At 60.4% G+C, this 15,239-nt stretch carries 13 protein-coding genes; 2 read left to right on the top strand and 11 right to left on the bottom strand.

The window, feature by feature from the left end:
* The first annotated feature begins 77 nt into the window (after positions 1–77).
* Positions 78–1,145 carry an AI-2E family transporter gene (locus A6U98_RS11440; protein ID WP_064649871.1) on the top strand — a complete coding sequence of 356 codons (1,068 nt, stop codon included), beginning with the start codon at positions 78–80 and terminating at the stop codon, positions 1,143–1,145.
* Positions 1,146–1,979: 834 nt separating this feature from the next.
* Positions 1,980–2,207, top strand: a complete 228-nt coding sequence (locus tag A6U98_RS37610; RefSeq protein ID WP_064649872.1) for a hypothetical protein — start codon at positions 1,980–1,982, stop codon at positions 2,205–2,207.
* 204 nt (positions 2,208–2,411) lie between these two features.
* Here A6U98_RS37610 and A6U98_RS11450 read toward each other — a convergent pair whose 3' ends face one another.
* The 11 genes from A6U98_RS11450 to A6U98_RS11500 all read right to left on the bottom strand — a co-directional run bounded on the left by A6U98_RS11450 (position 2,412) and on the right by A6U98_RS11500 (position 15,208).
* Positions 2,412–2,657: a DUF982 domain-containing protein gene (locus A6U98_RS11450; protein WP_064649873.1), complete on the bottom strand. Its 246-nt coding sequence runs from the start codon at positions 2,655–2,657 to the stop codon at positions 2,412–2,414.
* Between the two features lie 423 nt (positions 2,658–3,080).
* Entirely contained in the window at positions 3,081–3,866 is a 786-nt protein-coding gene (locus A6U98_RS11455) for an SDR family oxidoreductase (RefSeq protein WP_064649874.1), read from the bottom strand.
* Positions 3,867–3,911: 45 nt separating this feature from the next.
* Positions 3,912–4,685 carry an SDR family oxidoreductase gene (locus A6U98_RS11460; RefSeq protein WP_064649875.1) on the bottom strand — a complete coding sequence of 258 codons (774 nt, stop codon included), beginning with the start codon at positions 4,683–4,685 and terminating at the stop codon, positions 3,912–3,914.
* Positions 4,686–4,695: 10 nt separating this feature from the next.
* Positions 4,696–6,030 (bottom strand): dihydroorotase family protein, encoded by a 1,335-nt coding sequence (locus tag A6U98_RS11465; protein WP_064649876.1) that lies wholly within the window; start codon positions 6,028–6,030, stop codon positions 4,696–4,698.
* Positions 6,031–6,046: 16 nt separating this feature from the next.
* Positions 6,047–7,732 carry a thiamine pyrophosphate-requiring protein gene (locus A6U98_RS11470; protein ID WP_082933883.1) on the bottom strand — a complete coding sequence of 562 codons (1,686 nt, stop codon included), beginning with the start codon at positions 7,730–7,732 and terminating at the stop codon, positions 6,047–6,049.
* Positions 7,725–8,633 (bottom strand): allantoinase PuuE, encoded by a 909-nt coding sequence (locus tag A6U98_RS11475; protein WP_064649877.1) that lies wholly within the window; start codon positions 8,631–8,633, stop codon positions 7,725–7,727. The genes A6U98_RS11470 and A6U98_RS11475 overlap by 8 nt, the downstream gene beginning before the upstream one ends.
* Positions 8,633–9,670 carry an NAD(P)-dependent oxidoreductase gene (locus A6U98_RS11480; RefSeq protein WP_064649878.1) on the bottom strand — a complete coding sequence of 346 codons (1,038 nt, stop codon included), beginning with the start codon at positions 9,668–9,670 and terminating at the stop codon, positions 8,633–8,635. The genes A6U98_RS11475 and A6U98_RS11480 overlap by 1 nt, the downstream gene beginning before the upstream one ends.
* Before the next feature lie 33 nt (positions 9,671–9,703).
* Positions 9,704–10,453 (bottom strand): SDR family oxidoreductase, encoded by a 750-nt coding sequence (locus tag A6U98_RS11485; protein ID WP_245304510.1) that lies wholly within the window; start codon positions 10,451–10,453, stop codon positions 9,704–9,706.
* A gap of 8 nt (positions 10,454–10,461) precedes the next feature.
* A complete protein-coding gene (hydA, locus tag A6U98_RS11490; protein ID WP_064649880.1) occupies positions 10,462–11,895 on the bottom strand; it encodes a dihydropyrimidinase in 1,434 nt (477 codons plus the stop codon).
* Positions 11,892–13,154 (bottom strand): MFS transporter, encoded by a 1,263-nt coding sequence (locus A6U98_RS11495; protein ID WP_064649881.1) that lies wholly within the window; start codon positions 13,152–13,154, stop codon positions 11,892–11,894. The genes hydA and A6U98_RS11495 overlap by 4 nt, the downstream gene beginning before the upstream one ends.
* On the bottom strand, positions 13,154–15,208 hold the full coding sequence (locus A6U98_RS11500; RefSeq protein ID WP_245304511.1) for an ABC transporter ATP-binding protein: 2,055 nt from the start codon (positions 15,206–15,208) through the stop codon (positions 13,154–13,156). The genes A6U98_RS11495 and A6U98_RS11500 overlap by 1 nt, the downstream gene beginning before the upstream one ends.
* Positions 15,209–15,239 lie beyond the last annotated feature (31 nt).

Genomic DNA, 15,239 nt, shown 5'->3' on the forward strand with positions numbered 1-15,239 from the left:
AGGTCGATTCGCGTTGGCCTAATGGCGTGGCAGGGCTATGGTTAGGAATGGAGAGTCGGCAGCGACACAAGGCAAACATGTCAATCCAACGTACGAGCTTTTATGTCCTGCTAGCGCTAGTGACGATCGCGTTCATCTGGCTGCTTGTCCCCTATTACGCGGCTGTGTTGTGGGCGGTGATCCTTGCGATCATCTTCTTTCCAGTGCACGTGCGACTGGCGCTTCTGCTGGGGGGGCGCCGAGGCATCGCTGCCCTGGTGACGGTGCTGATATGCATCGGTCTCGTCATCGTGCCGGCATTGATTATCCTCGGTTCTCTTATCCAGGAAGGCACGAGTCTTTACCAACGGATAAGCAGCAACGAAATCGACCTCAATGACTATTTAGTTCGGATTCAGAATGCGTTGCCCGGCTTCGTCGACAACTGGCTGAACGCATTGAAGCTTGGCGGCTTCGCCGACCTTCGCGCTAACATCTCCGCAGGCGCAGTACAAGTAAGCCGGTCGGTCGCCGGCAGCCTGGTGAGTTTTGGTCAAAACACGCTGAAGTTCTTCGTCAGCTTCGGGATCATGCTCTATCTGCTTTTCTTCCTCTTCCGGGATGGCGCTGAGCTTGGCGGGACGATCCGACATGCAATCCCTCTCAACGATGACTATACCCGCCAGTTTCGCGACAAGTTTTCCGCTGTCGTTCGGGCAACCGTTAAGGGGAATATCATCATTGCGATGATCCAGGGAACGATCGGTGGAGTAGCATTCTGGGCCTTAGGAGTCGAGGCGGCACTGTTGTGGGGCGTCACCATGGCGTTCATGTCGATGCTGCCCGCAATTGGAGCAGCGCTTGTATGGGTTCCAGCCACGATCTGGCTAGTCCTCACGGGTGCCTGGTTGAAAGCATCGATCATGGTTCTCGTCGGCGTATTCGTCATAGGGCTAATCGACAACCTGCTGCGTCCACCGCTGGTGGGCCAGGGGACGCGGCTGCCCGACTATGTCGTACTGATCTCGACGGTAGGCGGCATTTCCCTGTTCGGCATCAATGGTTTTGTTATTGGCCCCCTGATTGCCGCCTTGTTTATCTCTGCCTGGTCACTTTTTGCCGAACAACAGAACGCAGAGAAACCAGACACCGAGGAGATCAAATAGAGATTTTATAGGCCCAGCACGTTATCCAACGAAGGCGGCACCAAGGGCAGCCCGCTGATAGGGGGATCGTGGCCTGCTCGAGGGAATAGAGGCTGAGGTGAGCCCGACCTTCTAGGATTTTCGTATCCCGAGATGCTGTTGATCCGCGATCCGGAGGAGAGCAACATGACCAGTTTCGCGGGCAGTCACTGTCGATTATCATCACATCACTGGCCTTGAGTTCGCGGCTGAGCATGCCGGCGAGCGTCGCGCCGATGAGGTGTTGATGAGTATCTGATGATCCCATGCCTGATCGCGCGAGCTCAGGTCGTCGCCAAATGATTTCGGGCTTTAATTTCCATCAATCTGGCGATTCCAGAGGAACAACGACGCGTCGATCGTCGCAACCGAAGGAAGTCCGTGCAAGGCGCCCGGCGGCCCGGTCGCTCAACCTATCCAGTGCATGCCAGTGTCGCATTCGTCGGATCCTACTTTGACGACACGCCAGGGCGTTGCACGTCGGCAAGCGCCTTCACTTCATATGACGGACGACCCTTCGAGGAAACTCCCTGCTCCAAGATCGAAGCAAATTACTTCCCGATCGAGCCAGCAAGGGGATGGCTGCTGTGGGGACGTCGATATCCGGGAACATCCGCGACCGATAAAGGTTCGCCGAGCTAGCGCCGTTGCAGCCGTTCCGTCTCTGCGCCGGAAGGTCGACGGGCGAGAATGCGAAATTGGAAGCCGGCCAAGTTGACGCGGGATCGGTATCTACCCGATGACGACGTGGACAAGCTGAGGCATTCTCATTTCCGGGATTTCTGCTATCGTCCACGAGTCACTGGAGTAGGCGTCATGGTTGCAGCAAGTTTGGTTCCTGGTGCGTTTTACTGGGCGAAATCCTCTAGGTACTTCGACGGACGAACGACCGTCGTTCAGGTCTCCACGGTCTTCGGTAAGGAGCCAGACTACTGGACGTTGGCGCTACTGGGAACAGATCAGCATGCTATGCCGACGGAATTCGAGATCATCGCTCCCGCGGAGCTCCCAGAAGAGTACCCCCTCCGTCAAGCCGCCGAGTGAACCTTCATTAGGCTTGCGAACGGCCTACGGCGATAGGAACACCCCTTTTGTCGGACATTCACACCGACAATCGAGTTGCCGTCCGCCTCGAAGCGTTTCGGTGGCGTATGGCAAGACGAGGCTTTTCTGCAAGTTCGGCCCTCTCGCGATGCGTTCCAGAACCAATACGGATGCGTAACATACAAGCGAAATGTTATGCAGTCTCTAAAGTCGGAGGATACCCGCTTCGATCGCCGCTTCCAGAAAAGCACGTGCTGCCGCAGCATGCTCCGCCTCCCCGCTGAGCGACTTCATGCAGGCACGTTTTGCAATGGCGAAAGATTTCCCGCCTCTTTCGGGCCAACAGGTCATGAGCGTCTCAAGGGCCTCGCGGCTGTTTTTGACGGTCTTGAAGTGATCACCGCCCCCGACCGCGACCTCGATAGGCGTTTGCCAGATTTCCGTCGGCATCGATGCCTCCTGCTCATGAATCTGACAAGGTAATGCCCCAGTGCGAACGGCGTTCCAACGCTAGGACCTTGGTCTGATAGGTGCAAGTTGCGAGAGAATGTTGCGCCGTAACCGGTGCTCCCATTCGAAGTCGGCGCCCCGCTGCTTCGACCGGCGTCCGTACTGGTCAGATGACTGCTTCCGTATCCAACTGAATTGGGGACCGTCAGCCCTGGAAAGCGGCCAGATCGGCTTCATCCACCGGCGGAAAATATCCAGAGACAGTGCTTGGCCCGCCGCAACCAGCCGGGGCCGCCTTGCTATGTACGCCACGACATGCAGCCGCAACGGTCTTCCTTGCTCCAAGCGACACCAAGCCCCATCCGGAAATCGATGCCCCGGACCGCCTTCAATTCGAAGACCCGTTCGCCAGGCCCTCGATCCCTAGACACTCGGAATTAGGCCGCCATCTACACGGATGACCGAGCCGGTGAGGTAGGATGCCCGACCGCTCGCCATGAAGGTGACGACATCGGCATATTCCTGTGGATCGCCATAGCGGCCAACCGGGATCGACGCCGTGCTGGCTGCCGAGACGTCCTCGACCGACTTGCCCTCGCGCTTGGCTTTCTGCTCGTCGAGGAAGGTGATGCGTCCGGTCGCGACGCGTCCTGGAAGGACGACATTGACAGTCACGCCGTCGCGACCGACTTCGCCTGCCAGCGTTTTCGACCAACCGAGAAGCGACATGCGCAGCGAATTCGAAAGTCCGAGGTTGGGAATGGGCGCCACGACACCAGACGACGTCGAGGTGATGATGCGGCCCCACTTCTTTTCGCGCATCTTGGGAAGAACGGCATCGCTGATGGCGATGACCGACAGCACCATGCTGTCGAAATATTTACGCCAGCTATCGGCGCTCTGACCGGATACCAGTGTCGGCGGCGGGCCGCCGGTGATGTTGACGAGTACATCAACCGAACCGAGCTGCTTTTCGATGGCAGCAAGATTGGGTGCGATCAAGTCGAGATTGGCAAGGTCCCATTCCAGTGCCATCGCCGAGCCACCGGCCGTGCGAATGTCGGCAACCGTCTTTTCGGCCGCTTCCTTGTTAATGTCGGCAACCGCGATCTGAGCGCCTTCAGCGGCAAGCGTTTTTGCGATCGCCCCGCCAAGCCCCCCGCCCGACCCCAGCACAAGGGCTATCTTGCCTTTCAATCCCAGATCCATCGTCTGCTTCCTTTCCGTTGTTGTCGATTGTTGTTCGGCACCCGATCAGCCGGCCATCCAGCCACCGTCGACCATCAGGTTGACGCCGGTGATGTAGCTCGCCATGTCGCTGGCGAGGAAAAGGGCGGCCCCCGCGACGTCGCGCGGTTCGCCGAGGCGCGGCCACGGCGTGCGCCGGCGCGAATAGTCGAGCGCGTCGGGATCATTGGCAACACCTGGCTTGCCAGTGATGATCTTCCCCGGCGCGATCGCGTTGCAGAGGATCATATTGACGGCGTGGTCGACGGCGATCTGTCGGGTCATCTGCACGATCGCCCCCTTGCTGACGCTATAGGGAAAATCACCTGGGCAAGCCAGCATGCCGTGCTGGGAGGAGATGTTGATGATCCGCCCTCGCGCCTCGCCCTCAGGCTCCTGCGTCAGGAACTGCTCAGCCGCGCGCTTGCAGCAATAGAAGAAACCGGTGACGTTGACCGACATGACCCGGTCCCACTGTTGCGGAGAGGTTTCGAGAAGATTGGTCGAGGTGTAGATCGCGGCATTGTTGACCATGATGTCGAGCCGACCGAACTCTTTCACCGTTTGCGTGACGAGTGAATCGACATCCGCCCAGTCGGAGATGTCGGTCTTGATGAACAGGCCCGTTCCCCCTGCCGCCAGAATGCGGGCAAGTGTGGTATCGCCTCCCTCGATCGGCGCCTCCGAGACATCGGCAATCACAACGGTCGCGCCTTCTTCGGCGTAGCGCAGCGCAATCGCACGGCCGAGACCTGAACTGGCGCCGGTAACAATTGCGACTTTTCTATCAATCAGAGGCATGGGAATTCCTTCAGGCGACGCTGCGGACAACTTGACCGCGGCGGGGAACAATGAGCGTTCCGTCTTTGACGATGCACTCGCCGCGCAGGAGGACATGCGTCAGCTTGCCAGCGGTGCGTCTGCCGTGAAACGGCGTGTAGCCCGCACGCGAAAGCTGACTGGCGTCCGTGATAGCGGTGGAGCGGGTCATGTCGACAACAAGGATGTCTGCATCGCAGCCGACGGCGATCGATCCTTTCGAGAGCCCGAGCCCAAACCGGCGAGCAGGGTTATAGGCACACATGCGCACCAGATCCGGAAGTGCGATGAGCTTTTCAGCAACAAGATCCAACATCACCGCAAGCAGCGTCTGGAGGCCCGGCATCCCACCGGGAATGTCGGCAAATGATCCATAGGCCGCCGACTTCTCGGCCCGGCTATGCGGCGCGTGATCCGTGGCCATGATTGTGATCAGTCCTTCCGCGACCGCATTGCGCAGGGCTGCGACATCCTCGTGGCTGCGGAACGGAGGCAATCCCTTGAGTTTGGCGCCGGCGGTCTCGTATGCGCCGGAGGTGAAGAACAGGTTCTGCGGCGTCGTTTCGACGGTGACATCCGCCATGCCATGAAGGCGGCGCCAGGTCTCGATTCCAAGCTTCGAATTGACTTGGCGCACATGCACGCGTGCCCCGGTCTCGGCCGCCGCCAACACCGCGCGAGCGATACCCCCGGCTTCGGCGAGTGGCGGTCTGCTTGCCAGAAATGCCTGGATATCGCCACCACGGTCACGTCCGGTGCTGCCCTCGAGGATCGATTGGTCGCCAGGGGAAACGCCGATCACCGGCCCGACGCCTGCCAACCGGCGCAGCATCTCAGTGACATCATCCAGACTGTCGAAACAGTAGTCGACGGGTACGTCGGCAGTGAACAGTTCAAGAGAAACAGGTGACAAGGCAAGCAGGTCCTCCAGGCTGTCACAGCGCTTCGAAACTACTGCTTGAAAACCGACATCAACACTGATCCGCCCCGCAGCACTTTCCATCTTATCGGACAATTGCTGCGCGGTTGCCGTCCACGGATCGTCCGTCGGCATGTCGAGGATGGTCGTGACGCCACCAAGCGCTGCGGCATGCGTGCCGCTTTCGAAGTCTTCCTTCTGCGTCAGCCCCGGTTCGCGCAGATGGACGTGGGCGTCGACCAGGCCGGGCAGCAGGAGTTTGCCGCTCGCATCGATGAAGCTGCGCGCCATCGCGGGTTCGCCCGACGCTAGCAGGGCCACGACGCGTCCGTCGAGAACGCCGATATCCGCCGGGCTTTGACCGGTTGCAGTGATGACCATACCGCCGGTAATCAGCGTGTCGAACATTTCCACCTCCGCCTCCCTACCGCAGACCCGCGAGCCGCGGCTCTTCGTGCGTGACGACCTCGACAAGGGCTGCCTGCCCAGCCTTGACCTTGGCGAGCGCGCGCAGCAATGCAGGGCGTAATTGTGCCGGGTCGCGCACGCACTCCCCGTGGCCGCCGAGCGCCTCGGCGATCGGCGCGTAATTGCCTGTCACCTGGTTTGCGCCATATTTCGTGGTGGCAATCGGCATGCTTTTCGCGTAGCCGCCGAGCACGTTGTTGCGGAGCACGATGGTCAAGACAGGCAGGTTGCAGCGCACGGCGGTCTCGAAATCGATGCCGACCATCCCGAAGGCGGACTCCCCCATCAGATTGACGACCGTCGCATCGGGGCGCGCAAGCTTGGCCCCGATCGCAAACCCAAGGCCACTGCCAAGCTGGGTCGTCTTGCCCCAGCCGATATAGCTGCCGGGCGTAGTTGCCACGTAGAACGGGCAGAACTGGTCGCGCGGATTGCCGGCATCATGCGTGACGATCGAGGTCTTCGGATCGATCGCCTGCATGATTTCCCAGACGACGCGATAGGGCGAAATCGGCATGCTGTCCGATGTCAGCAGCGGCATCCACTTTTCCATGAAGGCGGCACGGATGGCGGCGATTTCTGCTGCCGGCTGCTGACGTTCGCCGAGAGGGAGATAATCGCGGCGGATAAGTGCGATCATCTGTTTCAGGACCGAGGCGGCGTCTGCGACCACGCCCTGGGCAACCGCATAGTCCTTGCCGAGATCCGCCTCGTCGAGGGTGACCTGCAGAATGGCTTTATCGTCAGGGACCGGCAGGATGTAGTAAGAGCGCGTCAGGCTGCTGCCGAGCGCGAATACCACATCCGCCTTTTCGAGAAAATGGTCGACGGTCGCGGGCCGGGCGCGTCCGGCCGTTCCGAGAGCAAGCGGATGGTCCTCCGGAAAGGCGCTTTTGCCGTTCGGAGTCGTCATGACGGGAATGTTCAAGAGTTCGGCAAGCTCTACCAATTCCGGCGTGGCCGATGCTGAGAGCACTCCCTGCCCCGCGAGAATGACCGGAGTCTTGGCGGAGAGCAGGCTTTCAACCAGATCGACCACCTCACGCTCGCCGGCCTGCGGCACGCTACGGCGTGGTCGACGATGATCGGTCGGTAGCGCATCAAGCCTCTCGGCCAGCAGATCGACAGGCAATTCGAGCAGGACCGGCGCCGGCGGCCCGTTTCTCACACGCGAAATGGCCGCATGCATCAGCTTCGGCAGATCATCGACCTGCGTTGCCGCCTCGCACCATTTGGTAATGTGCCGGAAGTTGCGCCGGGATTCGAAATTTGGGGCGATCGCTTCCGATCCGCGCGGGTAGCCGGTCGGCAGGAACAGCATTGGCACGCGGTCGTTGAAAGCCTGGGCAATGCCGGCAAATGCACTTTCGGCTCCCGGACCATATTGCACGGTGACAACCGCAAGCTCCTTGCCGGCCGTCGCGCGGGCGTAACCCTCTGCGATATTGACGGCGACGCGTTGCGTGCGGGCGATCAGCGGCGGAATGTCGAGCGCGGCTGAGGCATCGAAAAGCTCGCTTGCCGGAAAGCCGATGATCTGTTTGACACCTTCCTCCTTCAGGACCCCGGCAATATATTCGGCGCCACTCATCGTCTCTGTACGCAGATGGCCGTTCGGCAGTGCATGCGTACCGTCAGCCATGATGATCGATCCAGTAACGGGCGATGTCTTCGCGCCGCATGAAGGCGGCGCCGGGGGTCTTCCTGACGTGTTCGATAACGTCACGCAGGCCTGAAGCGCGATTGGGCTGGCCCATCCAGCGGGCATGCACGCCGATCGTCAGCATGCGCCCGCCGGTTTCGTCCGCTTCACCGATCATGTAGTCGATCGCCGATCGGCAATCCTCGGCAAAGTCGCGCGGATTGCTGTAGCCCGGCGCGATCAGATAGCGGCTGTCGTTCAGCGTCTTCGAATAGGGTACAACGAGAAGCTTCGTACCCTCGTGATCAAGGAAATAGGGAAGATCGTCGTTGCAGGGGTCCGAATAATAGAGGAAGCCGCCTTCCCTGACGATCAGGTCGCGGGTGTTGACGCTGGGAAAGGAGCGGCAATTCCAGCCCATCGGCCTTTTGCCGGTCAACCTCTCATAGAGGGCGACTGCTTCATGGAGTTGCTGCTCCTCGTCATCGCGCGGCATGCCGGAATATTCGCTCCAGCGCAGGCCGTGGCCGAGCAGATCATGGCCGCGGGCATTCATCCAGTTGATGACGGCAGGGTTTTTCTGCAGCGCAACGGCGCAAGCCGAGACCGTTATGGGAATATCGTAACGGTCGAACAGTCGTGCCAAGCGCCAGACGCCGGCGCGGCTGCCATATTCGAAATGCGTCTCGGTGCCGAGATCGCGCAGCGGCGGACTGTTGGGAATATTGTATTCGCCCCAGTTGTCGTTTTGCCCGTCCTCGAGCCAGGAATATTCGGCGCCCTCCTCGTAGTTCAGCACAAGGTTGATCGCCAGCTTGACGCCACCTGGCCAGGTGATGACCGGCGGGTTCGGGCCATAGCCGACAAAATCGCGCGATTGATCTTTTGCAGCAGCGCTCATCACTTTCCCTCGCTCTGATTTTCGTTTTCGACGATCCAGTCCATGTAGTCGTGGAACGACTGCCTGGCACTGCGTGGCCGCCACCCCGTGTCCCGCGCGATACGGGCAATGTCGTAGGCTCCCCACATGCCGTCTTTCAGTGAAATATCCTGGATGATGTTGGCGGTTTCCGCCGGGCTCACTTCGACCTGCAGAGAAGGCGCACGCTCCTTCGCCCAGCCGATGATGTCGCCGATGGTCGAAGTCTCGCCACTGCCGATATTGTAGTGCCGGTAACGAAGGCGCTCTGCGAGGAGCAGCGCGATGATCGCGTCGGCCACATCCGTCGAGGTGACATAGTCGCCGACAGGTTCCAGGCTGTTTGGCCTGACGGTCTCCCCGGCAAGCGCCATATGGGCGACGCGGTTTGGCACATGCCGAAAATTGCGACTGCCGGTGACCCGATCCATCGGCCCATAGACCGACGCAAGCCGGACGGAGGCCGCCGACAGGCCGAAAAGATCGGCGTAGCGGTTGACGACCATCTCAGCTGCAAATTTGGAAATGCCGTACAGCGTCAGCGGTGCAACATAGCCGTCTTCCGGAAGCGGTTCGCTTGTCCAGTCCGGCCCGTGATGACGGTAGACCGATCCCGAACTGACGAAGATGAGGCGTTGGATGCCGGGACGCTTTCTCAGCCATTCGAGAATACGCACCGTGCCCGAGAAATTGACATCGACGATCCTGGCCGGGTCTTCGGCCTCTGGCTGAAGCTTTGCCTCAGCCGCGCTGCCGCGTGAGATGGGGGTAACGGTGGCGCCATGCACCACGTAGCGGACATTGTGGCTGTCGAGTGTCGCTTCCCATTGAGTGGGCTCGCAGATGTCGGCGGTGACCACCGTCAGTCGATCGCGGACCGGCGCAAAATAGCGCTCCGCCATCGCATCCAGGCCGGCGCGATCGAGAATGACGACGCGCGCATCGGCATCGCGTTCGAGCCATTCCCGTGCGAGGACGCTCATGACGAAGCCGGTTCCACCGGTGACAAGAAGGGTCATTTCAAATCCATCCAAAGATTTTCAACACAGGTATCAGCGCGTCGCGTAGCCGCCGTCGACCAGGAGATCGGTTCCAGTGACGAACGATGCATCCGACGACAACAAGAAGGCAGTGGCGGCGGCTATTTCCTCCGGCTGCCCGATGCGTCCGAGCAAATGCGCGGGGCCTAACCCGGCATTTGCTGCTTTGAGATCCGGCCACCGTTGCAGCAGTCGCGGGGTGGCGACAGCCCCAGGCGAGAGGCTGTTGACGCGGATGCCATCCGCCGCATGGTCAACCGCCATGGCCTTGGCGAGATGCACGAGACCGGCCTTTGCGGCGCAGTAGGCAACGGACCTGCCGGTTGCAACATGAGCGAATTGCGATGCGATGAAGACGACCGAACCGCCGCCGCCTTCGATCATGGCAGGAAGCGCGTATTTGCTGGCAAGGAAGGCTCCGGTCAGGATGACATCGATCTCCAGGCGCCATTGTGGCTCGGCAAGTTCGACGACACTCCCATCCATCGAAGGTGCGGCCGCGTTGTGCACGAGACCGTCGAGGCGCCCGAAATGTTCCAGGCCAGCCTCCACAGCACGCTTGACCGAGCCGCTCTCGGTAACCTCGCATTGAACACCCAGCGCCTGCGGACCGAGCGATTTCGCAAGCGCGTCTGCTTCATCGAGCGATTGGTCTGCGCAGATCACGATGGCTTTCTCGTCGATGCAACGGCGCGCGATCGCCGCGCCGATGCCGCTTGCTGCCCCCGTCAGAAAAATCACCTTGCCTTGAAGGCGTGACATCGGCGTCGTCATGATGCGAGGACCTTCGAGAGTCCCTGCTGCGGCGGGAAAGGCCTCTCTCTTGCGATGAACTTGCCGCGGCCCGGTCCCGCCAGGATCTTTCCGTCATCCCACACGATATCGCCGCGCGAGATCGTCATTATGGGCCAGCCCTTGACGACCTGCCCTTCATAGGGCGTGTAGTCGGTGGCGTGATGCAGCATGGAATTGGTGATCGTCACGCTGCGATCCGGATCCCAGATCGCAATATCGGCGTCTGCCCCGACGGCAATCTGCCCCTTGCGCGGAGCAAGCCCGAAAAGGCGTGCCGGCGCGCTGGACGTGAGCTCGGCGAATTTCTGCAGCGAGATCAGGCCACCATTCACGCCTGCCGAAAACAAAAGGGCAAGTCGCGTCTCGATGCCGGGAATGCCATTGGGAATTCGGTGGAACGGCGTTCCCGGCCCGCCCGCAATCTTATCGGCATAGTGCCAAGGCGAATGATCCGAAGAAAAAACCTCCAGCGTTCCGTCCTGGATGCCAGCCCAGATTGCAGGTTGGTTCGACTTGTCGCGCGGCGGCGGCGTGCAAACGCATTTGGAGCCGGAGAGATCATGGGTGTCGATATCCTCGGCCGAAAGGAAGAGGTATTGCGGGCAGGTCTCGGCGTAGATCGGGAGCCCGCGCGCCTTGGCGCGCCGGATCTCCTCGACGGCGCCCCCCGCAGCGACATGGCTGACAAGGATCGGCGTCTCGATCAGTTCCGAAAGGCTGATCGCCCGGAAGGTCGCTTCACGGTCGCCGATCGCTGAATGCGCCTTTTCGTGGTAGCGCAATTCGGTCTTGCGCGCGGCAACGAATTTTTCGGTCAGCCAGCGAATGCAGGCGTCGTTCTCCGCGTGAACCATGACCATCGCGCCTTGCGCGCGCGCAAGGTCGAGCACATTCAGCACCTCATAGTCATCGAGCTTCAAACCGTCATAGGTGAGGTAGATCTTGATCGAGGTGCAGCCTTCGGCGATCAGCTGAGGAATTTCGTTGCGCAACACTTCGGCTGAGGGATCGCCGACGATCAGGTGAAAACCATAGTCGATATGCGCTTTCGGACGGGCGCGCTCGTGATAATCCTCGACGATGTCGCGTAGCGACTGGCCACGCATCTGCATGGCGAAAGGAACCACCGTTGTCGTGCCGCCGCACATCGCCGACAGCGTACCGGTGTTGAAATCGTCAGCTGTCGCCTTCCCTTCCCATGGCTGCTGATCCATGTGGCAATGGCTGTCTACGCCGCCGGGCAGTACGATCCGCCCCTCGGCCGCGACTTCATGTTTCCCCTCGGACAGATCCGGCCCGAGCGCCGCAATCACCCCGTCGCGAACGCCGATATCGATCTGCCTGGTCGCATCCGGCAGCACCACACGGCCACGACGGATCACGAGGTCATAAGGCTTGGCGGGTGTCATTCGCTTCCTCCCGAAACAAGGCACGGTTTGGTAGTGCCGATCGGACGGCGCAGAAGATTGAAGCAGGCAGCGGCAGCAACCAGGAACGCGCCGCTCCCGAGCAGAAGGAAGAGTGCCTGCGGTGCAAACAGCTCCATCAGCTGGGCGGCGAGCCCAGGTGTCATGATGTTGCCAATCGAATAGAGGAGCAGCAGGCTACCCGATGCCGAGACCATATGATGGCTGTCGAGCTGTGAGTTAGCGTATGCGATACCGACCGGATAAATCGTCAGCGCAATCGCGCCATAGGCGAAAAACAGACCGTAAAGAAGCAGCTGCGGATAGGTTCCAGGCCAAGCGATTGCTGCGCACAGTCCTGCTCCCGCCAATCCCTGAACGAGAAGTAGAACGCGCCGGTCCATACGATCCGACAACCATCCGACCGGCGCCTGAGCGAGCATGCCGCCAAGGCTGAAAGCGGTTACCAGTGTCACGGCGACCGCCGCGTCGAGGTGCACCCGCTCCGCATAGATCGGCGTCATCGTATAAACATTCATATTCGTCATGCCCGCTTGAAAGACGCAGACGACAGCTACTGGTGCGAGAGCGACGAGCCGCCAGATACCATACCGATGCCCGGAGTGAGCGTTACCGGCATCGACCGTCACTGCCAGCGGCAGGCGCAAGGTGGGCCAAGGCCCACCGACAAAGCGGGCGTAGATCAGTCCAAGCAGGATGACGCCGAGCACGATCTGAAAGAGATGGGGAGAGCCCGCTCCGGCCGTTTCGACAAGCAATTGCGCAAACAGTGTCGCCAGTGACGTCATCAGCATATAGAGCGAGAAATAGGCGCCTCGGTTCTTCTCGTCCGCGTAAAGATTGATCCAGCTTTCGGAAACGACGAACAGCGTTGCGATGGAAAAACCGTTGATCAGACGCAGGCAAAACCAGACTGAAGCGGCTTCCGTCAGCATGTAACCGCAGGCACCGAAAGCAGCGAGCAATGCGACGGCCAGGAAAGCCCGCTCATGGCCCAAGCGGACGACCATGAAACGGGCAGACAGGCAGCCGGCAAGGAAGCCTATGGGAAACGCCGTCAGCAACAACTGGACGATGTTGGTATCGATTGCGGGGTCGCTGAGGTGAAGAGAAACTGTGGTCGTCAAAAGAGAATTGCCAGTCGCGACGATGCAAATGCTCGCCATGACATGCAGGATTGCACGAAGCCCCGCGGATTTCCGCCAGAAGTCACCAATCGTCCTATCGGGAGCGCGCATCATTATGCCTTTTCGGCGGGAGCAAGCACGGAAGGCCGGGCGGCCAGATCTACCTGCTCGATGTGGCAGAGGATCTCGTGCGTATCGGACATCTTGCGCAGTGGGGGCGGAGCGGTGTCGCAGATGCTTCCGAGCTTGCGGTGGCACCGCGTCGCAAAACGGCAGCCGGCGGGTACGTTGACCGCGCTCGGTGTTTCGCCGGACAGGCGAATACGCTCGCGCGGGGCTTCATCCGGGTGCGGGCTGCGGATCGCTGAGAGAAGTGCTTCAGTATAGGGATGCGCGCCCTCACCGAAGACCTCCTCGACGGTCCCCTGCTCCATGATCTTGCCGAGATACATGACCACGACCTTGTCTGCCACGTGGCGAACCAGCGCCAGGTCGTGGCTGATGAACAGCATGGTGGCATGCTTTTCCCGTTGAATGTCGAGAAGAAGCGTCACGACCGCGGCCTGCACTGAGACGTCGAGTGCCGAGACCGGTTCATCGGCGACGATGAGCGAAGGTTCCGCCGCAAAGGCGCGGGCGATGGCAATACGTTGCTTCTGGCCGCCGGACAGCTGGTTCGGCTTTCGGTCCGCGACGGCCGGAGACAGACGCACCATTTCCAGAAGCTCGCGGACGCGCTGCTCGATCTCGGCCTTTCCTTTGCGGATACCAAACTTCTTGATCGAGCGCCGGATGGAAAAAACGGCCGAGTGCGACGGATTGAGCGTACTGTCAGGATTCTGAAAGATCATCTGAACCTGTTGCAGCAACGCGCGTGGACGATCGCGGGCCTCCAATTCGGCGATGTTTTCGCCAGCCATGCGGATTTCGCCCGATGTCGCCTTGTCGAGACCCGACACGATGCGCGCCAGCGTGGATTTTCCGCAGCCGGACTCGCCGACCAGCGCCACGATCTCGGCTGTTGCCGCTTCGAAACTGACCGCTTCGTTTGCCTTGACGGTCTTCTGGCGGCCGACGGGATAGAGACGGTTCACATCAGACAGCGTTATCGCCGTCGATTTTGCAATGATCTGTGTCTCAACCGGAGCAAACGTTACTTCCGCTGCCGAAATTTCCGGCCAGCGGACGCAGCGCACCAGATGCTCTTCCGCCGCCGGCTCCAGAACAAGGCCCGGACGGTCGCAGAGGCCAAAGACGAAACTCGAACAGCGCGGCCCGAAAAGACAGCCCTGCGGTCTTTCCTGCGGCAGCGGGATCGAACCGGGGATGGCAGCGAGCGTACGGCTGCGCTTATCGCCGGTAATGTCGGGAATGCAATCGATAAGGCCGCGCGTATATGGATGCCTCGGCCGGCGGAATACTTCTGATGTCGTTCCCTCCTCCACCATTTCGCCGGAATACATGATGCCGAGACGATCGCAGCTTTCTGCGATCAGGCCGAGATTGTGCGAAATGAACAGCAGGCTGGTCGAATAGCGTTGGCGCAATTCGGCGATCAGATCGATGACCGCGGCCTCGACGGTCACATCGAGCCCGGTCGTTGGCTCGTCAAGCAATAGCAAGGACGGTTTGGCAAGCAATGCCATGGCGATGACCACGCGCTGCTGCTGGCCACCGGATAATTGATGCGGATACCGCTTCATCATGTCGCCAGGATCTGGCAGGCGAACGTCGGCGAGCATAGCTTCCGCCATGGCCATCGCGTCTTTTTTGCTGGCGCTCAGGTGAAGCAGGGGGACTTCGGCAAGCTGCGCACCGACCGTCATCACCGGATTGAGAGCGCTCATCGGATCCTGATAGACCATGGCGATCTGCCGTCCGCGGATGGAACGCAGTTCCCTTGGGGAGGCATCGACCAGTTGCTTGCCGTTGAAGCGGATGCTGCCGCCAGCAACTACGCCGGTCGCGCCGAGATAGCCCATGATCGCCATGGCCGTGGTGCTCTTGCCGCAACCCGATTCACCCACGAGACCGTAGCTTTCACCCGGCATGACCTTGAATGAGAGATCGGGGATCGCAACCACCGTCTCGCTCTTGCCGCGAAACTCGATGCACAGGTTCTGAATATCGAGAACGGGTTCACGATCGATCAATGGCGTGATGGACATGGCCGCTCCTTGAAGACTGGACGCGATGATG

It is taken from the genome of Rhizobium sp. WYCCWR10014 (genome assembly GCF_001657485.1).
Classification (GTDB): Bacteria; Pseudomonadota; Alphaproteobacteria; order Rhizobiales; family Rhizobiaceae; genus Rhizobium.